The organism is Streptomyces sp., assembly GCF_036566765.1.
Taxonomy (GTDB): domain Bacteria; phylum Actinomycetota; class Actinomycetes; order Streptomycetales; family Streptomycetaceae; genus Streptomyces.
The window spans coordinates 1-3,189 of record NZ_DATCVQ010000370.1; the positions used below are offsets into that span (position 1 = coordinate 1).

Sequence of the window (3,189 nt, forward strand, 5' to 3'; positions counted from 1 at the left end):
TACCACGGCGACCGGCTGATCCGGCAGCCCTACGACCTGGAGCGGCTCCTCAGCATCTCCGACTCGCGCGGCATCCGGATCGCGTCGGTGTCGGGCACTCGCAGCCTGGACTCCCCGGACGACCGGTTCATCCTGCGGATCGAGGCCGCGCAGGCGTGCCGCGAATCGGACAACACCTCGCGGCGGGTACGGCGGGCGCTGGACGACCGGGCGCGCGCAGGGAAGGCGGGGAGCGGTGGCCGGCGCGCGTTCGGATTCGAGGTGGACGGTGAGACCCGCCGCGAGGACGAGTGCGCGGTCCTGGCCGAGGCGGTGGACCGGCTGCTCGCCGGCCAGTCCAAGGCGGGGGTGCTGCGGTGGATGAACACCGTGTCGACGACGACGCTCGGCAACGAGTGGGAGGCCCGGTCGCTGGACCGGGTGATGGAGGCGCCGCGGATCGCGGGGCTGGTGCGCCGCGGCGACCAGCTGTACCGGGCGGTGTGGGAACCGATCATCTCCATGGAGACATGGGAGGACGTGAGGCTGCTGCTGCGCCAGCAGGCCGAGGCGAACCCGTACCCGGGGCGCGAGCGCAAGCACCTGCTGTCGGGAGGGGCGGTGTGCCCGTCGGGCCACCGGCTGTCGACCAAGCCGTCCGGACAGGCGAACCTCCGCGTGTACTACTGCCGGGTGAAGGGCTGCCCGACGCCGGTCGGCCGGAACATCGCGCACCTGGACGCGTACGTGTCGGGCGTGGTGGTGGCGCTGCTGGGCGACGAGGAGTTCATGGCGGAGCTGGAGGCCGCGGACCCGTCGGTGGCCGGGGAGATCGCCGAGCTGGAGCGCCGGAAGGCCGCCGCCGCGCGGCAGTTGGAGGACCTGGTGGATCATCCGGACGTGGACGCGGGGGTGCTGGCCCGGTCGCTGGCGGGGTTCGAGCGGAAGATTCGGGAGTTGCGGGACCGGGCGGAGACGTCCGACCGGCGGCGGCTGCTGCGCCGGGTGGCGGGGATCAGCCCGGCGGCATGGGACGACCTGCCGGTCGATGTCCGGTCGTCGGTGGTGGCGGCGACGTTCCGGGTGACGGTACTGCCGACGATGCGGCGCGGTCCGGGGTTCGACAGCTCGGCGGTGGACATGGAGCGGCTGCCGCTGGACTAGCAGGCCCTCTGGGGCCGAGGCCCCGGCGCGGGCGGGGGTTGCGTCGGGGCCTCGGCGCGTCAGGGGAGGTCGTCGTCGTCGGGTTCGAGGGCGTCGAGGATGCCCCGCTCCGTGGTGACGATGTGGATGCCGAGGCTCTCCATGCGGCACAGGCGGCGGTCTGCGAGGGCGTACGCCGCCCCGACCGCGCCGACGAGGACGCTGACGATGCCGGCGGACCGGATGAGGTCGTGGTGGGGGCGGGCGGCGAGCATGGTCGCTCCTGCTGCGGTGACGGCGCTGATCGCTGCTGCTGTGACGGTCGGGTTCACGGCGTCTCCTCGTTGAGCCGCGGCGTCCCCGGTGACTTATTTGCGCGGCGTTGGTAGGTCACCGTAAAACGTCGCTACGGACAGGTCCTTATTCGTCACATCATGCAATATTGGACGGATCGTTGGACAGTGCGGGAGTTTGTCCGCACCCGGCCAAATGGCAGGTAAACCACGGGTCATTGGGCCTCGCGCTCGGTGGGCGGGTCTCCCTCCAGCACGTCGACCATTTGCTCCACCGCGGCCTGCTTGCGCCGATCCAACCGTCCAATTCGCCGGGCGAGGCGCTGAGCCCTCTCTGAGTTCTCGCGCGCGAGAACTTCCGCGTCCTCCATTGACGGGCGCGGCGGCGTGCGCTCCGTCGGCGCGACGCCGGCGAGGATCTCATCGACGCCGCCCACCTCCCACGACAGCGCACGCTCGATGCCTCGCTTCGTTAGCGACCGTATGTGCCCGGTTCCAGTGCGCGTACGCCGGAGTCCTTCGCGGGTGACTCCGGCTCTCTCGGCCACCTCATTCCAGGTGAGGTGGAGGTCTGATCTTCGCTCGTCCATGAGCCTGGCCAGTCTCTGGCGGGGGGTCTCTGCGGTGTTCATGAGGCCAATCCTGATGGGTTCTGGATGACAACGCCAGACAACTTAGGCCATGTCTTCCCTGGTCACAGCCTCAAGGAAGGGAAGTTACGCCAACCCGACAGGCAAGTGACGCAAACTTACGCCTCCTGACAGGTTGTACAGGCAGCACTAGTTGTCTTACGTTGTCATGCATGAAGAGAGTTCCCCCCATGGTCACGCTCCGGGCGCTCCGCGAAGCGCACGGACTGACGCTCGAACAGCTCGCCGAGCGCATCGCCGAGCAGGGGGTCACGGTCGACAAGGCGTCTCTCGCCAACGTCGAGTTGGGCAACCGCAGGGCGTCCCGGCGTCTCATCGGTGCGCACGCCCGTGCGCTCCGCCTGGAGTCGGTGGACATCTACCAGTCCCACGACCTGCGCGCCCTGCTCGAAGGCGACGACGAGCGGAAGACCGCATGACCCCGCCCGCGAAGCGCAACGACGACGCGCGCAAGGACGCCCGGCGCAAGTGGGCCGAGGACCGCCGCGACCACGCCAAGGAATCCCAGCGCCGTGAGGACGAGTCCCGCCGCAAACAGGAGAAGGACGGTAAGAAGTGACCGCGATCCAGCCCTTCACTTTCCCGGCCACCGGCCAGCCTGTGCGCTCGGTCCTCATGGACGGCGAGCCATGGTTCATCGCGAACGACGTGTGCGCGGTCCTGGAGATCGTGAACGTCGGGAACGCGCTCGCTCGACTCGACATGGACGACCGAGGTTCCATCCGCCTGACGGACGGAACCTCCGGCAATCCCAACCGGGCGATCATCAGCGAGCCTGGCCTGTACGACCTCGTCATCCGTTCCGACAAGCCGGAGGCGAAGGCGTTCAAGCGGTGGGTGACCCACGAAGTCCTCCCCGCGATCCGCCGCACCGGCTCATACTCCGCCGTCCCCGCGCCGCGCCTGCCCGACCTGGCCAGCCCCGAGGGTGTCCTCGCGCTCGCCAAGCAGTTCGTCGAGACCGCCGAGGCGCTCGTCATCGCCGACGCCAAGGTCAAGGAGTTGGAGCCCAAGGCGCTCGCGCACGACCGGTTCCTCACCGCCGACAAGGGCGACCGGCTCGTTCGCGAGGTCGCCAAACTCCTCGGCTGGCGCGAGAAGGATCTCCGCGCGTTCCTCCTCGA

Annotated in this window: 6 protein-coding genes; 4 read left to right on the forward strand and 2 right to left on the reverse strand. The window is 69.4% G+C overall.

Annotated features, from left to right (window positions below):
• The coding region (locus tag VIU94_RS21395) for a recombinase family protein (RefSeq protein ID WP_331913452.1) at positions 1–1,143 on the forward strand (1,143 nt) is incomplete at its 5' end.
• Positions 1,144–1,202: 59 nt separating this feature from the next.
• Here VIU94_RS21395 and VIU94_RS21400 read toward each other — a convergent pair.
• Positions 1,203–1,454 carry a hypothetical protein gene (locus tag VIU94_RS21400; RefSeq protein ID WP_331913453.1) on the reverse strand — a complete coding sequence of 84 codons (252 nt, stop codon included), beginning with the start codon at positions 1,452–1,454 and terminating at the stop codon, positions 1,203–1,205.
• Positions 1,455–1,630: 176 nt separating this feature from the next.
• On the reverse strand, positions 1,631–2,047 hold the full coding sequence (locus tag VIU94_RS21405; RefSeq protein ID WP_331913454.1) for a hypothetical protein: 417 nt from the start codon (positions 2,045–2,047) through the stop codon (positions 1,631–1,633).
• A gap of 170 nt (positions 2,048–2,217) precedes the next feature.
• Between VIU94_RS21405 and VIU94_RS21410 the strand changes: the two genes are divergently transcribed.
• The 3 genes from VIU94_RS21410 to VIU94_RS21420 form a co-directional block, all read left to right on the forward strand.
• Positions 2,218–2,484, forward strand: a complete 267-nt coding sequence (locus VIU94_RS21410) for a helix-turn-helix domain-containing protein (RefSeq protein WP_331913455.1) — start codon at positions 2,218–2,220, stop codon at positions 2,482–2,484.
• On the forward strand, positions 2,481–2,624 hold the full coding sequence (locus tag VIU94_RS21415) for a hypothetical protein (protein ID WP_331913456.1): 144 nt from the start codon (positions 2,481–2,483) through the stop codon (positions 2,622–2,624). Before VIU94_RS21410 ends, VIU94_RS21415 begins: the two co-directional genes overlap by 4 nt.
• Positions 2,621–3,189: BRO family protein (locus VIU94_RS21420; RefSeq protein ID WP_331913457.1), on the forward strand; the 569-nt coding region annotated here is incomplete at its 3' end. The genes VIU94_RS21415 and VIU94_RS21420, both read left to right, overlap by 4 nt.

Bases quoted from the DNA above. Each gene is read 5' to 3' on its own strand.
- VIU94_RS21405 (WP_331913454.1), bottom strand. From the start codon at position 2,047: ATGAACACCGCAGAGACCCCCCGCCAGAGACTGGCCAGGCTCATGGAC.
- VIU94_RS21415 (WP_331913456.1), top strand. From the start codon at position 2,481: ATGACCCCGCCCGCGAAGCGCAACGACGACGCGCGCAAGGACGCCCGG.
- VIU94_RS21410 (WP_331913455.1), top strand. From the start codon at position 2,218: ATGAAGAGAGTTCCCCCCATGGTCACGCTCCGGGCGCTCCGCGAAGCG.